This is a genomic window from Mucisphaera sp., assembly GCF_965279675.1.
Classification (GTDB): Bacteria; Planctomycetota; Phycisphaerae; order Phycisphaerales; family Phycisphaeraceae; genus Mucisphaera.
Map to the genome: position 1 here is coordinate 2,811,590 of NZ_CBDIIJ010000002.1, position 21,012 is coordinate 2,832,601.

The window sequence follows — 21,012 nt, forward strand, 5'->3', positions numbered from 1 at the left end:
TCACGTTGCCACCTCACCGAGACGAAGGAGATCCTTGCACTAAGGGACACCACCAATATAATCTAAGGACATTTATGTATTAAAATAGACGCCCGAAAGGGAATCACCATGCGCGCACGCCCCATACCCATCGCACTCGCCACCCTCCTCATCACCTCAGCCCCCGCCCCGGCCTTCTTCCCCAATCTCGACACCTACGGCACCGACGTCGTCACAGCACCCCCCGGCACCTACAGCATCATCACCGCCCACGACGACTCCGTACTCACCGTCACCAGCCAGACCACCGCTGACACCATGATCCGGTCATGGGACAACTCACACGTCATCATGGACGGCGCCACCATCAGAAACGGCGACGCCGGTGCCGCCCACAATTCCACCTTCACCATGAACGCTGGCACTTTCCTCAACCCCTACGGTGCAGCTGACGCCCTTGCCACCGACGACGCCACCTTCAACCTCAACGGCGGAACAGTCCCCCGAATCGAACTCAAACGACGCTCTATCTTCAACATGAACGGTGGGACAAACACAGGCGTCACCAACGCACGCGATTCGACCGAGTTCCACCTCCGAGGAGGTGACCTGCAGGACTATCTCGCCGCCTCCTTTGGCGCTGACATCTTCATCTACGCCAAAGACCTCGGCCCCAACGTCCCGAACGGTACCACCCTCTACGAACTCGGCGATCTCCCCGACTCCACCGCCTACCCCGGGTTCCGACAACTCGAACTCGACATCACCTTCCTCGATGACTCGACAACCAGTTTTTCCTTCCTCGCCTTCGATATCGATTACCCCACCTCCTCCAACATCTGGACAGGTGACCTGATCTTCATCACCGTCGGCGCAGCCCCGGGCGATCTCAACAACGATACCCTCATCGACGCCGTCGACATCGACCTCCTCACCCAGGCCATCCGCAACGCCACCACAGACACCACCTACGACCTCAACGCAGACACCCTCATCAACAACGACGACCTCACCCACCTCATCACAACCATCCTCCAGACCCGTCCAGGCGACGCCAATCTCGATCAGGCCGTCGACCTCATCGATCTCTCAGCCCTCGCCGCCAACTTCAACACCACCGCCGGCTGGGCCCAGGGCAACTTCAACACCGACACCACCGTCGACCTCATCGACCTCTCCCTCCTCGCCTCCAACTTCGGCAGCACACCCCCTACGCCCACACCAACCTCACTCACCATCCTCGCACTCGCCTGCCTCCAACTCACCCAGCGACCCATTGAATAAAAAACCCACCGGCACATAGCCGGTGGGCTCAACCAATCAAAGCAGCCAGTAGATCAATCCTGCGTCGTGATCAACGCCTCCAGCATCGCTAGCCCCTTCTCACGCTGACCCGTCTCGCCATACAACTCCGACAACTCCAGCCGAATCGCGCGACGAATCGTCGGATGGTCCGTCTCGGGCATCACCCGCTCAAAAAACGCAATCCGCTCCCGAGGTTCTTCGATGTAATCCTCCACACCCATCACAGCCGCCACCCCAGCGACACCCTCATCCTCAGCGATGTCCGCCACCTCATGCACCAGCCCAAGCAGCCGGCTGAACAACTCGATCTCTTCAAAAAACGCCTCTTCCTCATCCTCGTAGTCATACGACTCGCGCTCCTCGATCAGCTCCTGCAAACGCTGCGCCCGCTCAATCGTCTCCAGCAACTCCGCCATCTCACGATCACGATGACCAGCCTGCGCCAGCTGAACCGTCGCCCGATCCGTCTCAGGCAGAGCGCGTGCCGAGCCCATCATGAACGGACTCAACCCCAGCGCCCCCGCCAGACCCAGCGCCACCATCAGATTCTTCCGTGTGCTCATCTTGTATCTCCTTAGGTTTCGACAAACGTGGAACCGAAAACAATCCGGACGCCCCACGACGAGGAACGCCCCAGGCCACCGACCGCCTCAACTCGGGTACCTCAAACCGAGGCCGCCGGACAACGCTAACGTCAATCCCGCCCAGCGCATCAACCACCGACGGCAACGCCGCCGCACCCGCACCATCCCCCTGTTCCACCCCCGCAACTTGTCGATCCTCAACCGGCGCTTCCCCCTCAAGAACCACCAGCAGCACCCCACCACAAACAACAAGTAACGCCGCGATCGCCGCACGCCGCGCCCACCCAATCCGCCCAACCACCGCCGGCCGTTCCCGCCCCTGAACATCCGCCCATAAATCCCCCCCGTATGCAGCCGCCCCATAAACACGCCTGGCATCCCGTTGGATCTTCATCGCTGCCCCCAATCTCGACGCGCCGCCGCAATCGCCTGATGAACCAGCGCCTTCACCGTCCCAACGCTGCACCCCATCGCCACCGCCGTCTCCGCCACACTCAGCGACTCGAAATACCGAAGCGACACCGCCTCCCGCTGCCGCTCCGACAACCCCTTCAAAACCCGCCGCAGCTGCGCCACCTCCTCAGCCCGCTCCAGCGCCGATGGCTCCGAAGCCTCCCCCGCCCGATCCACCAGAGGCACCCACCGCCAACGCCGCCGCTTCCGCGACATCTCACGACACACATTCAACGCAATCCCAAGCGACCAGGTCCGCACCGACGACCGCCCCCCAAACCCCTCCAGCCCCTCAATCACCCGCAAGGCCGTCTCCTGAGTCGCATCCATCGCCAAATCCTCCTGACACAGCACCGACAACGTAAACCGGTACCAAACATCCTGATACCGCTTCACAACGGCCTCAGCGTCGAGCCTCTCAAGGCCAGCATCCGAGCTCGGGTTGTCCGGTCCAACCGGGCTTCCTTGTCGCATACCTAGCCTCGCTGCCTGTCCGTCCCAAATAAGTGTCCCAAGCCCCTCAAAGGTTTAGCCGAAGCCACAAAAAAAACCCACCGGCCAAAACCGGTGGGCTTCACAATGCAATCAACTAGTGTCCGACTTAAGAAAGAGCAGCCTGAGCCGCCGCCAGCCGGGCAATCGGCACACGGAACGGCGAGCAGCTCACATAATCCAGCCCCACCGTATGGCAGAAGCGGATTGACGCCGGATCCCCACCGTGCTCGCCGCAGATACCCAGCTTCAGGTCCTTCCGCACCGAACGCCCCTTGGTCACACCCGTCTCAACCAGCTGCCCGACACCCGTCGTGTCCAGACTCTGGAACGGGTCCTTCTCCAGAATCTCCTGTTGGATGTAGTGCGGCAGGAACGTATTCACATCGTCACGGCTGTAACCAAACGTCAGCTGCGTCAGGTCGTTCGTCCCGAAGCTGAAGAAGTCGGCCTGCTCCGCGATCTCATCAGCCGTCAATGCCGCACGCGGAATCTCAATCATCGTCCCAATCAGGATGTCCAGCTTGCCCTTATGACCCTTGGCCTTCTTGACATCGGCAATCGTCTGCTCGGCCAGCTCACGAAGCATTTCAAGCTCCTTCGCCGTACCAACCAGCGGGATCATGATCTCAGGCTGGGCCTTCACCTTCTTCTTCGCACAGTTGATCGCAGCCTCGACGATCGCCGTCACCTGCATCACCAGGATCTCGGGATACGTCACCGACAAACGACAGCCGCGGTGACCCAGCATCGGGTTCGCCTCATGCAGCTGCGAGACACGCTGCTTCACCTCAGTAGGCTTCACGCCCAGAAACTTCGCGAGCTCGCCCTGACTCTTCGCATCGTGAGGCAGGAACTCGTGCAGAGGCGGGTCAAGCAAACGAACCGTCACAGGCAGACCCTTCATCGCCGTGAAGATGCCCTCGAAATCCTTCCGCTGATAAGGCAGCAGCTTCTTGAGAGCCGCCTCACGAGCCGACTTCGTGTGAGCAAGAATCATCTCACGCATCGCCGTGATCCGCTCGCCCTCGAAGAACATGTGCTCCGTACGGCATAGACCGATGCCCTGGGCGCCAAAGTCACGGGCACGCTGTGCATCAGCGGGCGTATCAGCATTGGTCCGGATCTTCAGCGTCCGATGCTTGTCAGCCCACTTCATCACCGTCGCAAAATCACCCGACAGCTTCGGCTCCTGCGTGGCAATCTCACCAGCGAACACCTCACCCGTCGAACCATCAATCGAGATCGTGTCCTTCACGCCGAACGTCTTGCCATTGATCGTGATCTTCTTACGCTTCTCATCGATCTGAACCTCACCCGCACCCGCCACGCAGCACTTGCCCCAGCCGCGAGCAACCACCGCCGCGTGCGAGGTCATGCCACCCGTCGAGGTCAGGATGCCCGCCGCACTGTGCATGCCGTCCACATCCTCAGGGCTCGTCTCCTTACGAACGAGAATCACCATCTCGCCCTCGTGCGTCCGATCAACCGCCTCCTCAGCCGTGAACGCCAGCTTCCCAACCGAAGCACCAGGCGAGGCCGGCAGACCCGTCGTCAGCGCCGAAGCCTTCTTCTTAGCCGCAGGATCGAACGAAGGCAGCAGCAGCTGCGTCAGATCGTTCGCCGGAATACGCTTCACCGCCGTCTTCTCGGGGATCAGCTTCTCCTTGACCATGTCGCAGGCAATCTTCACCGCCGCCGCACCCGTACGCTTGCCGTTACGGGTCTGCAGCATGTACAGCTTGCCCTTCTCGATCGTGAACTCGATGTCCTGCATGTCCTTGTAATGCTTCTCAAGCTGATCCTTGATCTTCAGCAGCTGCTTGTGGATCGCCTTGTTCCACTTCGGCATCTCATCCACAGGCTGAGGCGTACGGATACCCGCCACCACGTCTTCGCCCTGGGCATTAATCAAAAACTCGCCGTAGAACTTGTTCTTGCCGGTCGACGGGTCACGCGTAAACGCCACGCCCGTCCCGCAGTCCTCACCCATGTTCCCGAAGGCCATCGCCTGCACGTTCACGGCAGTGCCCTTCAGACCCGAAATCTCATTGATCTGACGATAGCGAATCGCCCGGTGAGTCATCCAACTGCTGAACACAGCCTCCACACCCTTCGCGAGCTGTTCATAAGGATCCTGAGGGAAGTCATGCCCCGTGTACTTCCGGTACACCTTCTTGTAAGCCTCAACCAGCTCACCCATGCCCTCAGCGTCAAGGTCGGTGTCATTGTGAACACCATGCTTGGCCTTGATCCGATCGAACTCGGCTTCAAAGTGCTCGTGGTCCACACCCATCACTACGTCACCAAACATGTTGATGAGCCGGCGATAAGCATCAAACGCAAAACGGGGCGAACCAGATGCATCCTGCAGACCATCCACCGCATCGTCATTCAGCCCGAGGTTCAGCACCGTGTCCATCATGCCCGGCATCGACACCGCCGCACCTGAACGCACCGAAACCAAAAGCGGGTTCTTCGAATCACCAAACTTCTTGCCCGTCTCCTTCTCCATCTGCTTCATCGCCGTCCGAACCTGATCCATCAGACCCGTCGGCAGCTTCTTGCCCTCAACGTAGTACTGGGCACAGGTGTCCGTCGTAATCGTGAAGCCGGGAGGCACCGGCAGCCCGATCGATGTCATGTCAGCAAGGTTCGCACCCTTGCCGCCGAGCAGCAGCTTCATCGTCGCATTGCCGTCGGTCTTGTTCTGTCCGAACGAGTAAACCATCTTGGCAGACTTACTGCCGCTCGAACGCTTCGTGCCGGAGGTCTTCTTGGTCTTCTTGGCCATGGTGATGGCGATCCTTCCTCATCAATGAGGGCTGGGGGGAATAGGTCGCGGACAAGCCTCAAGAGACGCCATCCACGCCGTCAACGATGCCGTCGTCCGCAACCGGACGAGCTCAGCGAAGTAGCCTTGGGACCCGGCCGGGCGACAAACTCGCCGCAACCCGGGAGGGCAGGTACATGAACCGCAGCGGCCCAACAGCTTGCCGCGCTGCGTCAATCTGGAGAGTGTAGAAGATCACGCTCCCCCGTCAAAACCCAAACCATTCACTCGCCCCGCGAACCAGCCGCCGCCAGTTCCACCCAACCCCGATCGCGGTCGCCAGGGCCAATCACCAGCTCGATCCGATCCCGAGCCAGCCCCCGCATCTCCGCTGATATCCCATCCACCACCAGCAGCTTCTCACGGTAAACAAGCCGAAACATCGAATCCGTCATATAGACCAGCCCATCCACGGGGTCCAGAAGCCAGACCCCATGCTCCGTCACCCGCAGAAGCGTCACCATGTGATGCCGCGTCGGCTCGAACTGCAACGCCGTCATCGCCGGAAGCGGGGCCCACCGCAGATGCTCAACCGGCAACGCCACGACCAACACCTCCGCACGCCCCGCCAGCTTCTCCGTCATCCCCGCCGCCGCCCGAACCAGCGTCGCCCCACTCCCCGGCCGCGTCCGCGTCAACGCCGCCATCTCCGCCTCCGACGACTCAACCCCCAACAGCCGTAGCGTCGTCGTACACGCCGCCGGCACGCACGAATAATCATGTGTCTGCATCACCACAGGCGACCGCCCCGCCCCACCAAAGGCATGCTCAGGCGTGCTCTGAAGCATCCACCAGCCCCCGTGAAACAGATACACAATCCCCAGTAAACCCGCCGACGCCGTCACACCCCCCTGCCGCCATCCCCGAGACCGCGCATAAGCCGCTCCCACCAGCAACATAAAAACCGGAACACTGCCCACACCCTCCAGATAAACCAGCAGCCCCACAGGAATCGCCTGAAGCGACACATGCGGGTTGTGCATCAGCCAACCCCACACACCCAGCAACCCCAGCGACACCAGCATCACCACCTCAGACACCGCCGGCCGACGACGCCCCACCCACAACCCCACCCACCAGCCAGCCACAGAAATCAGCAGCAACCACACAAACCAGACGATGCTGCCATCCATCGCGAGCCTCCAAACCAGGCCACGCGAAGTTCCAAAAATGGCGGCCCATCCGTAAGGCCTTCGACCAGATCACCCCCCCACTTGCCCCACAACAACGTCCAACCCACGGTTACAAAACAGAATCACAGGCCGGACCACCCCCAGAAGCCAACCCACATAACCAACACGCACCCCACCCCTTTCACGAGCCCTGGGTGCACCCCGCAATAGACGAATACCTCTCAGAAAATCACTTCCGGGGGCTCGGCGGGAGCAACACCTCGGGCACCGGCCGCAACTTCCCCTCCCGATCCACGCACGCCAACGTCGTCTCCGCCTTCGCCAGCACCTCGCCCCCACGCCGCACCTCGTAGCTGTGCTCTAGCTTCACCCCCGCCGAAGGCTCCAGCCGCACCGCGATCGCCAGTTCATCGTCATACCGCGCCGGCTTCCGGTACCGCAGGTTCATCCGCGCCACCACAAACAGCACCCCCGAATCCTCCAATTCCCGGTAAGCCCCGCCCTGCTCACGCAGCAACTCCGTCCGCGCGATCTCAAGCCACACCGGATAAGAAGCGTGATGCGCCACCCCCATCGGATCGCACTCGTTGTAGCGCACCCGCAGCTTCACCACCGTCCCCACAAAACCGTTCGCATCCGAATCAGCCAAAGCTCAAGCCTCCTGCACCAGCCCCCACGTAAGGATTCGTTGCCCGCTCCTGCCGGATCGTCGAATCAGGCCCATGCCCCGGGAAGATCCGCGTCGCGTCCGGCAGCGTCAGCAGCCGCTCCGCAATCTTCTTCAGCAGCAGTTCCCCGTCCGAGGTCGGAAAATCATGCCGCCCGATCGACCCCGCAAACAGCGCATCCCCCACGATCGCGATCTCCGACGCCGACTGATACAGCGCCACCCCGCCCGGCGAGTGACCCGGCACGTGCCGCACCTCAAACGCCAACCCAGCCTCACCTCCAAGCGTCAGCACCTGCCCATCCACCAGCGTCTCCTCCGCCGCCTCGCACACGATCTGCTCAGGCAGCGCCGCCGACAGATTCAACTCCGGCCGCCCCAGAAACGCCTGCTCCGCCTCATGGATCGCCACCGGCACCCCCGCAAACCGCTCCCTCGCCGCATTCAGCCCCGCAATATGGTCCACATGGGCATGCGTCAGCACGATCTTCTCGAGCACCCACCCCTTCTCTTCCACCGCCTCGAACATCGGCTCCGGCTCAAAACCCACATCGATCATCCAGCAGGGGCTACCCTCACCGTCAAACTGGGCAAGCAGAAAGCAGTTCGTCTGCCACGCCCCCAGCACAAAAGGCATCAGGACAGGCGGTTTAACCGGGGGGTTGGAAGCCGATTTTGATCCGTTTTCGCTCATTTTCATCCATTTCAGGCCGGTTTTGACCCATTTTTGACCACGCTTCGCGCACAATCCGTCACGGCGACGGCGCACAACACGGTCAGCTCTCTGGCCACCCGCCACCCGGCCCTTTCGCGCACAGCGGCGACACCTATCATTCCGATAGAGTGTAAAGAACAACACCCCGCGACGTGGGCCCAGCCCCATGCCCCGCCTAGGGTTATCACGACACAACAACCGACTGCTTGGAGCCATCCATGGGACTCGAATCCGCCCTGCCAGCCGACACCTTTCTGACCACCCAACTCCAGAAAGTCATCAACTGGTCACGCCGCAGCTCCGTCTGGCCCATGCCCTTCGCCACCGCCTGCTGCGGAATCGAGCTCATGGCCGCCGCCTCCAGCCGCTACGACCTCGCCCGCTTCGGTGCCGAGGTGATGCGCTTCAGCCCCCGCCAGGCCGACCTCATGCTGGTCGCCGGCCGCGTCCCTGTGAAAATCCTCCCCGTCCTCCAACGCATCTACCAGCAGATGTGCGAGCCCAAGTGGGTCATCTCCATGGGCGCGTGCGCATCCACCGGCGGCATCTTCGACACCTACGCCGTCGTCCAGGGCATCGATCAATACATCCCCGTCGACGTGTACGTCCCCGGCTGCCCACCCCGCCCCGAAACCCTCATCGAGGGCATCATGGCCATCCAGCGCATCATCGACAACGACGAAATCCCCCGCGACAAAGACGGCAACCGACTCCCCCTCAACATCGCCATCCAACCCACCCACGAAGTCCGCCCCCAACCCGTCCGCATGACCGTCGCTGGCGAAGACCCCGCCGAAAAACACGAACCCGCGCACGTCTGAACCGCCGAGACAAATCGCATTTTTAATCACTTGTTTTCGGCCGCGAGGGGATATGAGACCATGCGCGTAAAGCACCCCGCGGGGGCTGGTGGTCGGAACTAGCTTGACCACTCGGCCCGCCGCGGGGCGTGGGAGAAGAGAGCTGGGTTGTGACGCCTCGGTTTTCTGGGGCCAGCGACAAGGAGCGTATGGCCTAAGGCGTGTGTCATGGCGGCGGTTGCTTTCGGGTGTGTACCGCCTTGCTTAATCTACCTTTCAGGGGGTTGGGTGTTTCTACTACTCTTACGCTTCGGGGGATGTTTTTGTTCCCTTTTTTCGCTGGTTTGGCTGGTTTAACTCGACTCGCGGACGACCAGCCGGGGTTCAACACGGATGATCTCCGGGGCGCTGTCCTTTGTGGATGGCGTGGCCTGGGTCTCGATGTCGGTGATCAGGCGGTCGACGGCGATCAGGCCCTGGCGTCGTTGCTGGGGATCGATGGTCGTCAGGGCCGGGTGGCCGAGTTCGCTCATCGGGAGATTGCCGTAGCCGACGATGGCGATGTCCTCGGGGATGGCGTCGCCGTCGCGTCGCAATTCAGCAATGAGCCGTACGGCCCAGCGGTCGTCGGGGGCGAGGATCGCGTCGCACCGGGCTTCGACGACGAGCCGTTGGATGACGGCGTGGACCGCTGACGAGGTCGGGTAGTCGTGCTGGCGGTCGAGGTTGAAGGTGAGCCCTTCGGTGTGGACCCAGCCGAGCTGCTCGCTGGCGATCTCGACGCCTCGTTGGCGCTCGACGTTGGTGTTGGACAGCTGGGCTTCGACCTGCTGGTTCGGGATCTGGTTCTGCAGAAGGCCGATCCGGCGCTTGCCGCGTTCGGCGAGGTGATGGACGGCGAGCCGGGTGGCTTCCTGATGGTCCGGGAGGATGGCGACGCCTAGCGCTGTCGGATGGCCGACGGTGACGACCTGTCGGAACTGGCCGAGTGCCGGGCGGTCGGCCGGGTCGGCGAGATTCGAGATGGGCATCAGATCAATGACGCCGTCGAGGTCGTAGGCCTCGAGTTGGGAGAGGACGTTGCCTCGGGCATCCGGGCTGCCGGGGACGGCGGTGACGACGGCCTGGTAGCCGCGGAGCCTGGTGGCTGTGAGGGCGGCCTGGAGGAGTGGGGCGTCGTCGGCGAGGGTCTGGCCGGAGGTCAGGAGCCCGATGAGCCTGGTGGACTTGCCGGCGAGCCGGCGGGCGGCCAGGTTGGGGTGGTAGTCGAGATCGCGGATTGCTTTGGAGATACGAGCGCGTCTTTCGGCGGAAACGAGGTGGAGGTTCTTCTGGTTGAGGACGAAGGAAACTTGCGTCTTGGAGACGCCTGCGTGTCGAGCGACATCGGCGAGCTTGACCATGATGAATCGCCTTTCCGGCCCGCGTTCGAGTCAGACATCGTGAGGGGAGGTGCGGGCCTCTACAGACGGTACGTCCGGCGGAGTCGTTTTATGCCAAAAATCTGGTCTTGATGCGCATATTATGTGGATTTCCCCTATTGTTGATTGATATTACATAACCATCTTCTTTGCAGGGGCTTATGTAAACGATTACCACATTTATTGAGTGAATAAATGGTGCCGCGGGTACCCGCCTGCATGTATGCGTCTCACCTTCACAGACCAGGCGTTGCGGAGGTGATCACGGCCTTCGGGTTGGCTGCTTGCCGAGTCGGCATGCGTGGGTGTGGTTTTGCTGCAACTCGCGACGCTGCTGCATGTAGACCCAGTCTGCCAAGCACTCTTCGAGTCCCCGGTCGATTGCCTCAGAGGCGTTAGGGAGAAAGGCGCACCCGAGGCGGAGGATCCGATTAGACCAAGGCTTCAACCAGTTCACTCTGCTTATCTGAGCCAATTGCCGCGGTACTGAAGGTAATTGGTACCTAATGAGAAGCAGGCTATTGACCTTCAGTGTTTCAACGGCTGGCCGTCGCACTGCTATGCCGATACCGTTGACGCTGAGATCGACGATGAGCCCCTTCAGATAGTGATTCCGAACCGGCTGAGGCAGCCAGTTTTCTGACCATGGGTGGCCTCTAAAGAGTTGATGCACCGCCTCGTGGCCCTCGCATGCGTGCTTTAGCATCCAGGTTTCAACTCTGAGGCGAGCTTCGGGGAATACAGGTACCCGGTACGCTCGACGGCGCTGACCCGAGCGAATATCAGAGGGGTTAGAGACGTGCAGCAGGTTCTCGCAGCGGTCTGCATCTCCGGCATTCTTCTGCACAACGCATGAAAAAGAGGTTCTTCGGCCGTCAACGGTCAGCCCATACAGACGACGTCCGGCGTGGAAACAGTACGCAGCTCGCTCACATACCGGGAGCGTGAGTATCAGCTGGTCGTCAGTCAACTCAACGACACGCGTCGAGCATTGGCATCGCTTGGTGCGACCACTTTTCTCGACTTGTACCAGGTCATCTGGGAAAACGGAGTCAAGCGACGGATCGAACAGTGAGAGCTGCAGGCAATCGCCGTGCTGCAATTCGAGCCGCGGTGGTGGTACCGCGGCTGCTTCGTGTGATGGTGGTATGCGATCTCTCTGTGCCATTCGTCCGCCTTAGGCTGACACACTTATCGACCTGCACCACAGCTTCAGGTATGCTACAAACCCCTAAATGAAGCTAGCGGCAGTTTGCCTGCCTGATAGGCTAGCCGAGCAACCTGTGCTGATGAGGGGGCTAGCATCGGCTCGTGCGTGCGATCGAAAACAGGATGCCAAGGCTTAGCAAGGCGAGTGTTGGTTCGGGGATGGTGGAGTTGCTGTAGTTGCTGGCTAAGAGGGAGAGGTCGATGAGGTCGACGAAGGCGTCGCCGTTGATGTCGCCGTCGGCGTAGCCGCCGGGCTGTTGGAAGTTGGCGGCGAGGATGGAGAGGTCGTCCATGCCGACGGTGCGGTCGAAGTTGATGTCGGCGAAGACGTGGTTGTTGATCTGCAGGGCGCCGAGCACGTCGGCGTCGGTGATCTCACCGTCTTGATCTACATCGGCGTCGAAGGGGAAGGCGAGGCTTCCGCGGAGGGCGTAGATGGTGTCGATATCGGCTTGGTTGAAGGTGAAATCGGCGTTAGCGTCGCCGGTTGGGGATGGGATGACCAGAGTAAAACCGTCAAAGATCACATTGTTGGCATTCTCGCCAACACCGCCTTGTACAAATAGATCGAATTGGCTTGTGCTGTCACGGACAACGACCTGTGCTAGAGGAAAGGGCGTTGACTGATTCTCTGAAAAGGCGAAGGTGGCGAGCAGCTGGGTGTCAGTTTCGCCGGTCTCTCCGTCTACGAGGAGCGAAGGGCGGTCGAAAAGGAAGTATGTATCAGTTTCCTTGGTCTCGGGGACAAACTGGAAGATACCGTCATCGGCGAAAAGCCCTCGTTGCCCAAAGCGGATTTCCTGGTTGAGTTCCCCGCGGATGGCCTGGATATCGATCTTCATTGCGTTGAACTCGCCGTCGCCGACGAGAGCCAGGGTGTAGGTGGTGAAGCCTAGGAGTCCGGGGGTTGGCTTCGATCGGATTTCGACCTCGAGTGCGAGGCTCCTACTGGTCAGAGAGAGCGTGGCGATCGCGGCGGTAGCAAGCGTGGTAGCGGTGCGCATGGGCTTCCCTCCGGTTTTCGGACAGATCGTTCCTGTGAGTAGTGTAACTCGGTGGGTACTTGGCTCCAAGGGGAACCATTGGGCTGATGAGAGGTCTGCTGGCTGATGGAGGCGTTGATATGTGGTTCTGCGGCCCCTTCGCGGCACTCCTTCGGCGGATATACCACCGGTCCACAGCTACCCAAGATGGTTGGAGGTCGAGCACGCCCCTGAAGGGGCGCGGCACTCGGATGTACGTCGGCTCCATCGAGCCTATTGCGTGCGGCGAAGCGTCATCAGTGTGGCCAGTCCGAGCAGAGTGGCGGCGGTGGGTTCGGGGATGGTGGCTGATTGGCCGAAATGGGTGGCGAGGGTGGAGAGATCGATGAGGTCGACTTCGTTGACGCCGTTGAAGCTGCCGGCGGCCCAGCCGGCGGTGGTGCCGAAGTTGGTGGCGAGGAGGGAGAGGTCGATCAGGTCGACGGTGCCGTCGAGGTTGGCGTCGCCCGGGAGGCTGTTTAGTTGGGTGGTGAGGAGGAGGTCGATGTCGGCCTGGGTGACGGAGCTGTCGTTGTTGAGGTCGGCGAAGTCGAGGAAGTCGGTGGAGCCGAGTTGGGCGTAGAGCTCGTCGATGTCGTTGGCGTCGATGAGGCCGTCGACGTTGACATCGAAGTCGGCGGCGACATCGGGATTGAAGCGGAGGCGGAGTTCGGCGGTGGGGTGATCGAAGACAAGGTCGTCGAAGGCGCCGGCTCGGACGTCGCCGATGCTGAAGGGCTCGGAGATGGCGATGGAACCTACGAGGTAGTTCATGCCGAGGATGCCCTCGAGGGTGACTGCGTCCTGGGTGATAGGGTCGAGGACGGTGATGTCGCCAACGAGGACGGGGGCGTTGATGAACTTGAGGTGTTTGGGATCGTCGGGGTTGGCCTGATCGCCTTCGGCGACGGGGATGATGAGTTCATTGAGGAAGAGACCGGCGAGCTGGGTGGTTCCGCCGATGCCGCCGATGGAGAGCCGGAACTGGTTGGGGGCTTCGACGCCATCGGCTAGGAGGGTGGGGACGGCGGCGTTGGGGTCGTAGCTGATGCCTAGGGTGGAGGCGACGGCTTCGGAGAGGATGGAGGCGGCGGCGCCGGTGTCGAAGAGCCAGCTGTTGGTGGAGGCGTTGCCGTTGTGTCGGATGGTGATGCCTGCGGGGGCGTCGGGCGGGATGGGGGTGCCGTTGAGGGCGGCGAGGGGATCGGGGCCGACGAAGGGGTTGCCGTTGAGGGTGGGTGCGGGTGAGCCGAGGGGATCGACCTGGGTGAAGCGTTCGAAGTCGGCGTAGGTCATGCGGACGGTGCGCTGGGTTTTGATGGCGTTGGGTTCGGGGTCGCCGTAGTTGTAGACCTGGGTCTCGATGGTGCCGAGGATGTTGTTGACGGGGCGGGCGTCCATGTGGACGGATTTGTTCTGGAAGAGGGGCATGCCGAAGACATCGAGGCCGGATAGGAGCGGGTTGTCGAGGGCGCCGAGCGGGCCGATCTGGGTGCGGATGGGTCCGAAGGATTGGGTGTAGGTGGCGTTGTAGGAGGCGGGGTTGTCGATGTCGGCGGCGGGGGTGAAGGGGGCGAGGTCGATGAAGACTTCTTCGGAGACGTTGAAGGCGCTGGAGCCGCCGACGCCGACGTCTTCGAAGATGACGTTGCCGCCGGTGGTGGCCTGCTGGCGTGGGAGGTTGAGGACGTTGGCGGTTTCCTGGCTGACGAGGACGCCTGAGGCTCCGGTGTCGTAGAAGGCCTGGATGTTGAAGGTGGTGGCGGGGTTGCCGAAGATGTCTTCGGAGGTGCCAGAGAGGGGCGTGGTGGTGCCTGGGAGGCGGATGGCTGCGTTGATGCGGGGCTGGTCGAGGGAGGCGTTCTGGACGCCCTGGATCTCGATGGCGAGGGCTGACGAGGCGGGGAGGGCCAGTGCGAGGGCTGTGAAGATGGGCGGGATGTGGCGGGGTTTGGACATGGTTTAAGTAGACCCTTTGGATGGGGTTGGGGCCAGTTGAGGGCGGGTGTTGTTTGGCTCAAACCGGGCCGACACGGCCTGGCTCACCGGTGGATGGCGGACGGGGGATCGGTTAGTCGGTGAGGGTTTGTTTGTGGCGTTCGCCGGGTTGGCGGAAGGCTTCGAGGGCGGAGGCGATGCTGGGGAAGTTCTGGGTGGTGTAGACGAGGGTGGAGTCGCCTATCTGGATGCGGTCGCGGTCGGTGAGGACGGCTTCGATGTCGCCTTGGAGGGGTGTTCCGGCGACGGTGCTGCCGTGGCGGGAGCCGAGGTCTTTGGCGAGCCAGTCGCCTGTGTCGGTGTCGAGTCGGAGGCGGAGGTGCTTGCGGGAGACTCTTTGGTCGAGGACCTGGAGGGGGAGGGATTCGTCCCGGCCGATGACGACGGTGCCGTCCTTGAGCGGGAGATATTTGCGTTGGTCGGGTCCGTGCAGGAGCACGAGTGATGCCATGGGTTGCCTCTCCCTTTGGGGTGTCCCTCGGGCATCAGTATAGGGGATGGCTGCCGGAGGCTGTTGTGGCTGCGGTACTCTGATGCGGTGAGGGCCATCAAAAAAAAACAGGCTCGCCCTTTCGGGCGAGCCTGCTTGAAGTCAAACTTGTTGCTCAGCTGGGCTGAGCGTTCCGTGTGTTGCCTGGATTAGGCGCGACGACGGAGAGCGGCGAGGCCACCGAGGGCCAGCAGAGCGGCCGAGGCGGGCTCGGGGATGGGGATCACGCCGTCGAAGATGACGGTGTTGGCATCGTCGCCGACACCACCCTGCACGAGGACGTTGGCCGAGTCACCGTCCTGAAGGACGACCTGAGCCAGGGGGAACGGACCGGACTGGTTGTCCGAGTAAGCGAAGGTGGCGAGGATGCCGTTGGCACTTTCGCCGAACTCGCCATCAACCAGGAGGGCCGGACGATCGAACAGGAAGTAGCTGTCGGTGTCGGCGGTCGCGGGGACGAAGGCGAAGAGGCCGTCGTCAGCGAACAGGCCGATCTGACCGAAGGCAGATTCCTGGTTCAGGGGACCTTCGATGGAGACGAGGGCGGCGTTGAATTCGCCATCGCCGACGAGGGTCAGGGTGTAGGTGGTGTAGCCAGCCAGGCCGGTCGTGGGGGCCGAGGTGACTTCGAGGCTCAGGGCCGAAGCCGAGGTGGCGGCGGCGAGAGCAACGGTAAGAGCGGTCGCGGTCTTGAACATCTCTAATTTCTCCTTTAAGAGATCGGAAAAAGGTGTGCGAGCTTCAGAAGCATACACCAACTGTTGGTGGATGCAAACATTAAATCTTAGTTACGCGAACGACGAAGGGCTGCGAGGCCGCCGAGGGAGAGCAGTGCCAAGGAGGCGGGCTCGGGGACGGCGGCGGTGAAGCCGAAGTTGGTGGCGAGGGTGGAGAGGTCGATGAGGTCGACGGTTCCGTCACCGTTAAAGTCGCCACCGGCCCAGCCGCCGTCACTGCTGAAGTTGGAAGCCAGGTTAGATAGGTCGATTAGGTCAACTGCGCCGTCGAGGTTGGTGTCGCCGAAGGCGGTGTCGAGGACTTCTTCGATGAGGAAGGTGACGTCGACCATATCGAGGACGAACTGCTCGGACTCGCCTTCAGCCACGGGCACGCCGGTGAGCTCGGACTCGTAGACGCGGACCATGTCGAACTTGAGCCAGCGGTGGTAGTCCGAGGTGTTGTCGAACGGGTTGTAGGCGGTGCTACCGGTGGGGTTGGTGGCGATTTCTGCGAAGAGCAGGTCGATATCGGCACCGGTGGTGGTTCCATCGCCATCGATGTCGCCGTAGTGCTCCTTGGGGTTCCACTCAGGAGCCGAGGCTGCGACTTCGAGGACTGCGTTGTCGAGGATGGCGAAGTTACCACCTTCGGGGGAAACGGCCAGCGAGGAGAACTGGTCGAGGAAGGCGACCATGGGGACACCGGAGGCCGAGGAGGACTGATCGGTGCCGTTCTGGGTGACGTAGGTAGCGGCGTCTTCGAGGTAGAGGACGACGACGCCGTCGATGGTGTAGGTCAGGTCGCCACCGACGTAGTAGATGGCGTGCTCGTTCCAGCCGCCGTCGGGAGCTTCATCGGGGGTGCCGTTGATGCCCATGAAGCCGCCGGGGACAGCTGCCCCGTCGACGACGTCGCCGGAGTAGGTCATGCCGGCACCGGGGGCACCGCCGCCCACGACGCCGGGGTCGGCCGAGCCGGCACCGGTGCGGGGGAAGTTGTTGAGGTAGTACCAGGAGTTACCGTGGTCGGCGGGAGCCGCGCTGTCGCGGAGGCCCTGGACGCCGGCGTTGGGAAGGGCGGGGGGATCGATGAAGGTGCCGGGGTTTTCCGGGTCTTCGATCTGGGCCGTGATGTTGGGGTTATCCGGGTAGAGGGTGCGGATGTCGACCTGGCCTTCGAGGAAGATGTCGACGACGGCGAGGCCGGAGCGGTTTTCCTGGATGCGGTTGCCGTCGATATCGAACTCGTCGGCGTCACGCGGGATGATGGACTGGCCGCCGTACTCGGGTCGCCAGTCGCGGGAGGAGCCGGTGTCCGAGGTGATGATGAGGGCCTGACCCTGGCCGGCCTGGGTCGGGCTGCCGACCTGGTAATCGATCAGGTCGATGGCGTTCTCGGAATAGTTGATGCCTGCACCAGCGTGGTTGGTGGTGCCGCCGAGGCCGCCGGTGAAGCGAGTGTCGGCGCCGGACGCGTGGAGCAGGTCGAACTTGAAGACGTAGTCGGGGTTGGCGGTGCCGGTACCGACGGCGGGAGCACCTGTGCCGAGGATGGCGGAGATGCGGGGGCCGTTGGGGAAGTTCGGATCGAACTGGTCATCGTTCGCCGAGAGGAGGATACCGGTGGTCGAGCCGCCGCCGTTGGGCGAGGCGGGGAGCTGGTAGTTGAAGCCGTCGCCGGGCTCACCGAAGCGCTGGAAGTCGGAGTAATCGAGGTCGAAGATGGCGGTGCCGGTGCCGCCGGCGCTGGAGCCGCTGATGTGGGTCCAGTCGGAAGCGCTGTCGCTGAAGCTGTAAATCACCTGGGCGTTGGCCGTGGTGGTCGCCAGAGCGGCTCCGAGCAGGGTTGCGGTTGCGATTCTTGCGTTCATGATGCTATCTCTCCTAGAGGAACAAGGGACCAGATTGGGTCATTCGAAAGGCAGGCTTGGGCGATTGAGCATGGCGGCGTCGGGCGAAAGACCTTTGTGTGAGCCCGATGTTTTGAAACGTCGCCGATGCGTTTCTTTCTCCGCTTTTGAGACTTGGAAGTTATAGGACTCTTTCCCGTCCACGGGTAGTGTGCCCCAAGACTGAGGTTAAGTCAATGGGTGAGATCGATTGATTGCGGGTTTTTCCGGGGTGGTTGGATCGGTAAGGGTTTGTCGGGGCTTGTCTTTGGGGTGTTCTGCGGTGATTTGGGAAGCTAGGGGGTTTTGTGTTCGGTGTGATGCTGCCGGGTTTGCGTGTGGGGGGCGATCAAAGGGGTTGCGGAGCTTAAGTCTTATGCTTTTGGTTCATGTATTATGCTCGCCCGCCAGGGAGAGAAATTTTCGTGATTTCTCCTTTGCTTCGGGTGGTGCGGTCGGTTGACGATCTGTTTGGCCTCTTACATTTAAGGTTGAGTTTCCATGACGCGTGTTCTTCTTTTGGGTGCTGGCAAGATTGGTACGGCGATCGCGACGTATCTAGTTGGGACAGGTGATTACGATGTGACGGTGGGGGACGTGAATGAGAAGGCTCTGGCGAGGATTGAGGAGAAGACGGGGGCGTCGGTGCGGAAGCTGGACGTGACGGATTTTGATCAGCTGCTGGATGCGTTGTCGGGGCGTGATCTGGTGATCTCGGCGTTGTCGTACATGTTCAATCCGAAGGTGGCGGAGGCTGCGTTGAAGGCGGGGGCGAGCTACTTTGATCTGACGGAGGATGTGGAGACAACGCGTCGGGTGAAGGAGGTCTCGGAGCAGGCGAAGGAGGGGCAGATCTTCATGCCGCAGTGCGGTTTGGCACCGGGTTTTGTGGGGATCGTGGCGCATGATCTGGCGCAGCGGCTGGACACGATTGACAGCGTGCAGATGCGTGTGGGGGCGCTGCCGATGTATCCGACGAACATGCTGAAGTACAACCTGACCTGGTCGACGGATGGTCTGATCAACGAGTACTGCAATCCTTGTGAGGCGATTCACCGAGGCAAGAAGATCGAGGCTCTGGCGCTTGAGGGGTTGGAGCATTTTTCGGTGGATGGTGTGCGGTATGAGGCGTTTAATACGTCGGGTGGGTTGGGGACGCTTTGCGAGACGCTTGAGGGTAAGGTTCAGACGCTGAACTACAAGACGGTGCGTTATCTGGGGCACTGCGAGCTGGCGGACTTCCTTATTAATGAATTGCGGATGAACACGAAGCGTGATGTGCTCAAGTCGATTCTTGAGGACGCGGTGCCGATGACGACGCAGGACGTGGTGATTGTGTTCTGCACGGCGACGGGGATGATTGACGGGCGGTACACGCAGGTGACGGATGCGCGGAAGATCTACCACGGCGAGGTGGAGGGTGAGCACTGGAGTGCTATTCAGATCACGACGGCGGCGGGTATCTGTGCGGTGGTGGATCTGCACGCGACGGGCAAGCTGCCGAGCAAGGGTTTTGTGAGTCAGGAGCGGGTGTCGCTGAATGACTTCATCGCGAATCGTTTTGGTCAGTACTACGATTTTGTGGGTCACCCGACGGTGAAGGTGAAGCACGTTGAGGCTGTGATTGAGAACGACTGATTGTCTGGTTTGATCGGGTTTTGATTGATGGTTTAAGGCTGAGGCGGCGGTTCTCGGCAGATAAGGATTGTGGTTATGTCTGATGTGTCGCAGGTGCTTAAGGCTCTGGGTTTGACGGATTCTCCTGACGCGGTGGCGATTGGACATGGGACGTCGAAGGGGGCGGGGGCGTCGCTGGCGGTGAAGAGCCCGATTGATGGTGCGCCTCTGGCGACGATGACGATGGGGACGCCTGGCGATGTGGAGCGAGCGATCGATGTGGCGCATGAGGCGTTTTTGTCGTGGCGATCGGTGCCGGCACCGAAGCGTGGTGAGCTTGTTCGTCGGTACGGCAACAAGCTGCGGGAGTACAAGGAAACGCTTGGGAAGCTGGTAACGCTTGAGGTGGGGAAGATTCCAGCGGAGGCGGAGGGCGAGGTTCAGGAGATGATCGACATCTGCGACTTCGCGGTGGGTCTGAGTCGTCAGTTGTATGGGCTTTCCATACAGAGTGAGCGGCCGGGGCATCGTTTGACCGAGCAGTGGCATCCGCTGGGTGCGGTGGGTGTGATTTCGGCGTTCAACTTTCCGGTGGCGGTGTGGGCGTGGAACTCGGCCTTGGCTTTGGTTTGTGGTGACTCGGTGGTTTGGAAGCCTTCGGAGAAGGCGCCGCTTTGTGCGCTGGCGTGCCATCGGTTGTTGATGGAGACGATCAAGGAATCGGCTGATCTGGATGCGCCGGAGGGATTGTCTTCGGTGGTGATCGGGATGCGGGATGTGGGGCAGGCGCTGGCTGCTTCGGGCAAGCTGCCTCTGGTGTCAGCGACGGGTTCGGTGCCGATGGGCAAGTCGGTTGGTGAGACGGTGGGGGCTCGGCTGGGTCGGGCGCTGCTGGAGCTTGGCGGTAATAACGCGATGATCGTGACGCCTAGTGCGGACCTTGATCTGGCGGTGCGTGCGATCACGTTCTCGGCGGTGGGCACGGCGGGTCAGCGGTGCACGACGCTGCGGCGGTTGATTGTGCACGAGAGCCTGAAGGACGAATTGGTTGGCAAGCTGGTCAAGATTTTCGAGTCGGTGAAGGTGGGCGACCCGAGAGAGGCTGGGGTGCTGGTGGGCCCGCTGATCGATGCGGCGGCGGGTGAGGCGATGGAGGCGACGCTGGCGAAGGCGGCGTCGTTGGGCGGAAAGCAGCATGGGGGCGGGGTGACGACCGAGGGTGTGCCTTCGGGCGGGACGTATGCCAAGCCGGCGATCGTGGAGATTGATCCGAAGGCGGAGGTGGTGCAGCAGGAGACGTTTGCGCCGATTCTGTACGTTCTGACCTACCAGGAGCTGGAAGAGGCGATTTCTATCCAGAATGATGTGCCTCAGGGCCTGAGTAGTGCCATCTTTACGGGTAGCGTGCTGGACTCGGAGGTGTTCTGCGGTCCGGCGGGCTCTGACTGCGGTATTGCGAACGTCAACATCGGCACGAGTGGTGCTGAGATCGGCGGGGCGTTCGGCGGTGAGAAGGAGACCGGCGGCGGGCGTGAGTCCGGGTCGGACGCCTGGAAGAACTACATGCGTCGAGCGACGAACACGGTGAACTACACGACTGAGTTGCCTTTGGCGCAGGGGATCACCTTCGACGTTTGATTGATTGGCGACACCCCCCCCCTTCCATTTGGATGGGTGACTCAACTG

At 61.5% G+C, this 21,012-nt stretch carries 17 protein-coding genes; 4 read left to right on the forward strand and 13 right to left on the reverse strand.

Annotation, left to right across the window (positions count from 1 at the left end):
• The first annotated feature begins 108 nt into the window (after positions 1-108).
• Complete coding sequence (locus tag ACQZAB_RS12145; RefSeq protein WP_428389788.1) at positions 109-1,263, forward strand: hypothetical protein; 1,155 nt, start codon at positions 109-111, stop codon at positions 1,261-1,263.
• A gap of 53 nt (positions 1,264-1,316) precedes the next feature.
• Here the strand turns inward: ACQZAB_RS12145 and ACQZAB_RS12150 are convergent, their stop codons facing one another.
• The 6 genes from ACQZAB_RS12150 to ACQZAB_RS12175 all read right to left on the reverse strand — a co-directional run bounded on the left by ACQZAB_RS12150 (position 1,317) and on the right by ACQZAB_RS12175 (position 8,083).
• On the reverse strand, positions 1,317-1,847 hold the full coding sequence (locus ACQZAB_RS12150; RefSeq protein WP_428389789.1) for a hypothetical protein: 531 nt from the start codon (positions 1,845-1,847) through the stop codon (positions 1,317-1,319).
• Positions 1,848-2,258: 411 nt separating this feature from the next.
• Positions 2,259-2,795, reverse strand: coding sequence for an RNA polymerase sigma factor (locus tag ACQZAB_RS12155; protein WP_428389790.1), 537 nt, complete (start codon positions 2,793-2,795; stop codon positions 2,259-2,261).
• 127 nt (positions 2,796-2,922) lie between these two features.
• A complete protein-coding gene (gene ppdK, locus ACQZAB_RS12160; protein WP_428389791.1) occupies positions 2,923-5,607 on the reverse strand; it encodes a pyruvate, phosphate dikinase in 2,685 nt (894 codons plus the stop codon).
• A gap of 263 nt (positions 5,608-5,870) precedes the next feature.
• The gene (locus ACQZAB_RS12165) at positions 5,871-6,779 is read right to left on the reverse strand and encodes a cysteine peptidase family C39 domain-containing protein (protein ID WP_428389792.1); all 909 of its coding nucleotides are present in this window, start codon (positions 6,777-6,779) and stop codon (positions 5,871-5,873) included.
• 229 nt (positions 6,780-7,008) lie between these two features.
• Positions 7,009-7,428, reverse strand: coding sequence for an acyl-CoA thioesterase (locus tag ACQZAB_RS12170; RefSeq protein ID WP_428389793.1), 420 nt, complete (start codon positions 7,426-7,428; stop codon positions 7,009-7,011).
• Positions 7,421-8,083, reverse strand: a complete 663-nt coding sequence (locus tag ACQZAB_RS12175) for an MBL fold metallo-hydrolase (RefSeq protein ID WP_428389794.1) — start codon at positions 8,081-8,083, stop codon at positions 7,421-7,423. The genes ACQZAB_RS12170 and ACQZAB_RS12175 overlap by 8 nt, the downstream gene beginning before the upstream one ends.
• 296 nt (positions 8,084-8,379) lie before the next feature.
• Between ACQZAB_RS12175 and ACQZAB_RS12180 the strand changes: the two genes are divergently transcribed.
• Positions 8,380-8,982 (forward strand): NADH-quinone oxidoreductase subunit B, encoded by a 603-nt coding sequence (locus ACQZAB_RS12180; protein ID WP_428389795.1) that lies wholly within the window; start codon positions 8,380-8,382, stop codon positions 8,980-8,982.
• A gap of 332 nt (positions 8,983-9,314) precedes the next feature.
• Here the strand turns inward: ACQZAB_RS12180 and ACQZAB_RS12185 are convergent, their stop codons facing one another.
• The 7 genes from ACQZAB_RS12185 to ACQZAB_RS12215 all read right to left on the reverse strand — a co-directional run bounded on the left by ACQZAB_RS12185 (position 9,315) and on the right by ACQZAB_RS12215 (position 17,691).
• Positions 9,315-10,364, reverse strand: a complete 1,050-nt coding sequence (locus ACQZAB_RS12185; protein ID WP_428389796.1) for a LacI family DNA-binding transcriptional regulator — start codon at positions 10,362-10,364, stop codon at positions 9,315-9,317.
• A 280-nt stretch (positions 10,365-10,644) separates the two neighbouring features.
• Positions 10,645-11,550, reverse strand: coding sequence for a PilZ domain-containing protein (locus ACQZAB_RS12190; RefSeq protein ID WP_428389797.1), 906 nt, complete (start codon positions 11,548-11,550; stop codon positions 10,645-10,647).
• 130 nt (positions 11,551-11,680) lie between these two features.
• Positions 11,681-12,595, reverse strand: a complete 915-nt coding sequence (locus ACQZAB_RS12195) for a hypothetical protein (RefSeq protein ID WP_428389798.1) — start codon at positions 12,593-12,595, stop codon at positions 11,681-11,683.
• A gap of 252 nt (positions 12,596-12,847) precedes the next feature.
• Positions 12,848-14,572 carry an aspartyl protease family protein gene (locus tag ACQZAB_RS12200; RefSeq protein ID WP_428389799.1) on the reverse strand — a complete coding sequence of 575 codons (1,725 nt, stop codon included), beginning with the start codon at positions 14,570-14,572 and terminating at the stop codon, positions 12,848-12,850.
• A 112-nt stretch (positions 14,573-14,684) separates the two neighbouring features.
• Positions 14,685-15,062, reverse strand: a complete 378-nt coding sequence (locus tag ACQZAB_RS12205) for an FHA domain-containing protein (protein WP_428389800.1) — start codon at positions 15,060-15,062, stop codon at positions 14,685-14,687.
• Between the two features lie 188 nt (positions 15,063-15,250).
• Entirely contained in the window at positions 15,251-15,799 is a 549-nt protein-coding gene (locus tag ACQZAB_RS12210; RefSeq protein WP_428389801.1) for a PEP-CTERM sorting domain-containing protein, read from the reverse strand.
• Positions 15,800-15,885: 86 nt separating this feature from the next.
• Entirely contained in the window at positions 15,886-17,691 is a 1,806-nt protein-coding gene (locus ACQZAB_RS12215) for a PEP-CTERM sorting domain-containing protein (RefSeq protein WP_428389802.1), read from the reverse strand.
• A 519-nt stretch (positions 17,692-18,210) separates the two neighbouring features.
• Between ACQZAB_RS12215 and ACQZAB_RS12220 the strand changes: the two genes are divergently transcribed.
• Entirely contained in the window at positions 18,211-19,347 is a 1,137-nt protein-coding gene (locus ACQZAB_RS12220) for a saccharopine dehydrogenase family protein (protein WP_428389803.1), read from the forward strand.
• Positions 19,348-19,422: 75 nt separating this feature from the next.
• On the forward strand, positions 19,423-20,964 hold the full coding sequence (gene amaB, locus ACQZAB_RS12225) for an L-piperidine-6-carboxylate dehydrogenase (protein ID WP_428389804.1): 1,542 nt from the start codon (positions 19,423-19,425) through the stop codon (positions 20,962-20,964).
• Positions 20,965-21,012: the final 48 nt, after the last annotated feature.